Annotated in this window: 3 protein-coding genes, 1 tRNA gene and 1 pseudogene; 1 reads left to right on the top strand and 4 read right to left on the bottom strand. The window is 63.7% G+C overall.

All coding sequences use genetic code 11. The features are described from left to right. Window positions 1-95: 95 nt before the first annotated feature. From I2E26_RS03890 to I2E26_RS03900, 3 genes are all read right to left on the bottom strand, one after another. A tRNA-His gene (locus I2E26_RS03890) sits at window positions 96-172 on the bottom strand. Window positions 173-284: 112 nt separating this feature from the next. After that, window positions 285-746 (bottom strand): VanZ family protein, encoded by a 462-nt coding sequence (locus I2E26_RS03895; protein ID WP_195419681.1) that lies wholly within the window; start codon window positions 744-746, stop codon window positions 285-287. Continuing rightward, the gene (locus I2E26_RS03900) at window positions 747-1,886 is read right to left on the bottom strand and encodes a hypothetical protein (RefSeq protein WP_195419682.1); all 1,140 of its coding nucleotides are present in this window, start codon (window positions 1,884-1,886) and stop codon (window positions 747-749) included. Between the two features lie 294 nt (window positions 1,887-2,180). On the opposite strand from I2E26_RS03900, the gene I2E26_RS03905 reads away from it, so the two are divergent. Further along, window positions 2,181-2,957 (top strand): SDR family oxidoreductase, encoded by a 777-nt coding sequence (locus I2E26_RS03905; RefSeq protein ID WP_195419683.1) that lies wholly within the window; start codon window positions 2,181-2,183, stop codon window positions 2,955-2,957. 99 nt (window positions 2,958-3,056) lie between these two features. Here the strand turns inward: I2E26_RS03905 and I2E26_RS03910 are convergent. Continuing rightward, a pseudogene (locus I2E26_RS03910) lies at window positions 3,057-3,641 on the bottom strand (transcription termination factor Rho); the annotation flags it as partial.

A 3,641-nucleotide genomic window follows, 5' to 3' on the forward strand; every position in this document is an offset into this window, starting at 1 on the left:
CGTCAGGGATTCGAACCCTGGACCTTGGGATTAAGAGTCCCCTGCTCTAGCCAGCTGAGCTAACGATCCAACTATGTCAACTTCAAGAGGAAGCGTGGGGTGGGTAAAGGGACTCGAACCCTCGACCTACGGGACCACAACCCGTCGCTCTAGCCAACTGAGCTACACCCACCATGTCTTCACTCGCGCGAAGCGCTAGGCTATTATGCAACGGAATTCTCCGCGATGCAAGCGAGAATTTCGAAAAAGTTTGGGAATCACCCTGCAAACGGGATTTCCGCTGGTCAAGAGCGAGCGCTTCCCCGCTTTCCCAACCGACGAGCAAGGCAGCGCATGGCAACGCCAAACGCCGCGCCCATGCAATCGAGCAGCACATCGGACACCATGCCGGCTCGCCCGCTCACGAACAGCTGGATGGTCTCGTCGAGCGAGGGCACAAGGACCAATACCGCCGCGCTCGCCAGCATCGCACGCCGATCGCACGTCCCCAAGCCGTCGAGGGCCTGTGAAACGCAAACTCCCAGCAGGGCGTATTCGGTAAAATGGCCGATCTTTCGAATAACGAAGTTGGTCATCCACTCGTAGGGCAAACCGACCATCTGCAGAGCGCCGTGGACGAGGTCGAGAACCGCGTGGCTGGCCTCCCCGCTCTGCATGCCGGGAACCAGCGAATTGCCCCAGATGAACGCGCACATAACCAGCGAGGCAAACACCCAGGGCCAGCGAATCGATATCTTGGAGCGCATCTACGGCTCCACCTTCAAAGCGGGCATAGAGGCCGTGCCGCCCTCGATGACGCTCAGATATTCGCGGCCGGCTTTGCGCGCCGACGCCGCTCCCCCGCCCGCATCGGACGATGCCGCACCAAGATCCGAAGCGGCGCCCGCTCGGTGCGCATCGGCCGAAAGCGGGGGCAGGTCCTCCTCTAGAATGGCGATGGCCGCGGCCCACATCGCCTCATGGCCGCTGTAGTCCACCATAACCACCTCTTGCACCGCATCGTCGCCGTCGATCGGGCCGCCATTGGCCGCACGGGCCGCAAGCTCTTCCGCCGCTGACGCGAGTGCTCTCGCCGCATCCAGGGTCGAAGCGTCTTCCGCCGCATCCTTGCGATCGCACGCCTGGCCCGACGGCAGCGTATCGGACGACGCCGCAGCCACGTCCTCGACAGCCGAAGCGGGAAACACGCCCGAAGGCTCGTCAAGCTCTATGGCGTCGCAGGCAAGCTGGGCCGTCATCTGGGCCATGGCGAGCTCCTCGGCATCGAGCTGCATCATTCGCTGCGCCTCTATGGCCGCATCCACGGCAGCCTGGTCCATCGCGGATGTCGGCGACCCGCTTTCCATCAGCGCAACCGGGTTCGTCACGCCAGCGCTCGGATCGACGTCCGAATCCGGAGAGGGAGCAGAGCCCGCTGCGCGAGCAAGCTCCTCGAGCGCGATCTGATAGATGTCCTTCGACGTAGCGGCGTCGCAGCTCACGGGAGAATCCTCTTCGAGCAGGCGATCGATCTCGGCCCAGGCCTCGGCCTCGCTCAGCGCATCGACCGCACGCGAGATAACCGGAACGGAATCATCTTCGCGACGACGGAAGATCCCCGTAACTCCAAGCTGGTCCTTTTCTGCGACCCGCGGCTCTGGCTGCGCCTCCTGCTCGCTCTTCTCGGCAGCGGCGCCGTCCTTCGCCTCGTAATATGCCGACGTCAAGGCATAGGCGCCCATACCTGCAAACGCGCCCAGCGCAAACGGAAGGCCCGCGGTGCGCACCGCGTCATGAGCCGCCTCGAACGGCAGCGTGGCTGCATAGGCAACCAGCGGCACCGCCAGCGCAAAACCGCTGGACACCGCGACCACCGTTGAGCGATGCGCATGCTGTTGTGATGCCATGGGGTTCCTCCCGCCTGATAAACGATGCATCTATCCGGCAGCCGCCGCAACGGCCACCCGCAACGCCCGCGAGGAGAAGTGGTGAGGCGAGCCCGAGGGCGCGCCACGCGTGCAACGGATTGGAGTTCGTTTCATCTGTGTGTTTCCGTCGCGAACATTACCCGCTATTATGCGAGAACCCGCGGGTATTTGCAATAAAACACGCCGCGTCCGGCGCCCGCCCGTCCGTATGGTGCGCCGCGCTTTCGGGAACAAGAACGTATGCCGAACACCTTCTACGCAAAAGGATGAACCATGAAGCATATCGCCATCGTAACGGGCGCCTCATCGGGGCTGGGTCGTGAATTCGTTCTCAGGCTCGACCGCGGCGAGATGGGCCCGCTCGACGAGATCTGGGTCGTCGCGCGACGCGCCGAACGTCTCGAGGCGCTCGAGCGCACCTGCGCCACCGCCATTCGCGGCTTTTGCCTCGACCTTACCCAATCGGACTCGTTCGACGCCATCGAGCACGCCCTGCAGGAACGCGACGATGTCAACGTGGCGCTGCTCATCAACAATGCGGGCTTCGGCTCCTTCGGAGACTTCGCCCATCAGGACGCAAACGCGTCCCGCGGCATGATGCAGCTGCTCATGCAGGCCCCGGTCGAACTCATCTACCGCAGCCTCCCCTTCATGCACGAAGGGTCGCGCATCATCAATATCGCCAGCGTGGCGGCATTCGTCCCCCAGCCCCGCCTGGCTGTCTACTCCGCAGCCAAACGCTTCATCCTGGAACTCTCCCGCTCCCTCGATGCCGAGCTGCGCGAAGTCGGCATCCATGTAACCGCCGTGTGCCCCAAGTTCATGAAGACCGAATTCCTCGACGCCCCGGGCGACGACGAGGCGGCGCGCGCGATGACCATCATCGGATTCGAACGCATCGCCGACGTCGCACACGCCGCGCTCAAGGCCTCCCGCACGGGCAAGAGCCTGTGCATCCCGGCGCTCGACATGAAAGCCCTCTACGCCATCTCTCGCATAGCCCCCTACGAGCTCGCCCTCAAGATCGAGCGCGCCCTGGGCGTCTTCTAGCGCCCGGCCTTTCTCGCGATACCTTCCGTAAGCACGACGCCCTGCCGTATACCAATACACGGCAGGGCGTCGTCATATGACCAACGAAGGAACGGAGCTTTACATGACCTCGTGATCGGCCGCCTTCTTCGCAGAGCGAATCAGGAACTCCTGGTTGGTATCGGTCCCCTTCAGCCCCTTGATGAACGCCGCGGCGGCGCGCTCGGTATTGTTCATGTTTGCCAGGATGCGGCGGATGCCCCACACGAACGGCTGCATGCTCTTCTCGACCAGCAGGTCCTCGTTGCGCGTGCCCGACTGGACCGGATCGATCGCGGGGAAGATACGACGATCGGCCAGGTCGCGGTCGAGCTTGAGCTCCATGTTGCCGGTGCCCTTGAACTCTTCGAAGATGACCTCGTCCATCTTGGAACCCGTATCGACCAGTGCAGACGCCAAGATCGTAAGCGATCCGCCGTTCTCGATGTTGCGGGCGGCGCCCAGGAACCGCTTGGGCGGGTACAGCGCGGCCGAGTCCACGCCGCCGGACAGGATGCGGCCGGACGCGGGAGCCGCGAGGTTGTAGGCACGCGCGAGGCGCGTAATGGAATCGAGGACCACCACGACGTCCTCTCCCATCTCGACCAGGCGCTTCGCGCGCTCGATCACGAGCTCGGCCACGCGCGTGTGGTTGTCGGCGGGCAT

This window comes from Collinsella sp. D33t1_170424_A12, from assembly GCF_015554865.1.
GTDB lineage: Bacteria > Actinomycetota > Coriobacteriia > Coriobacteriales > Coriobacteriaceae > Collinsella.

What these genes read in the sequence shown, in the direction of transcription:
- I2E26_RS03895 (WP_195419681.1), bottom strand. Translation starts at nt 746, where the DNA reads ATGCGCTCCAAGATATCGATTCGCTGGCCCTGGGTGTTTGCCTCGCTG.
- I2E26_RS03900 (WP_195419682.1), bottom strand. Translation starts at nt 1,886, where the DNA reads ATGGCATCACAACAGCATGCGCATCGCTCAACGGTGGTCGCGGTGTCC.
- I2E26_RS03905 (WP_195419683.1), top strand. Translation starts at nt 2,181, where the DNA reads ATGAAGCATATCGCCATCGTAACGGGCGCCTCATCGGGGCTGGGTCGT.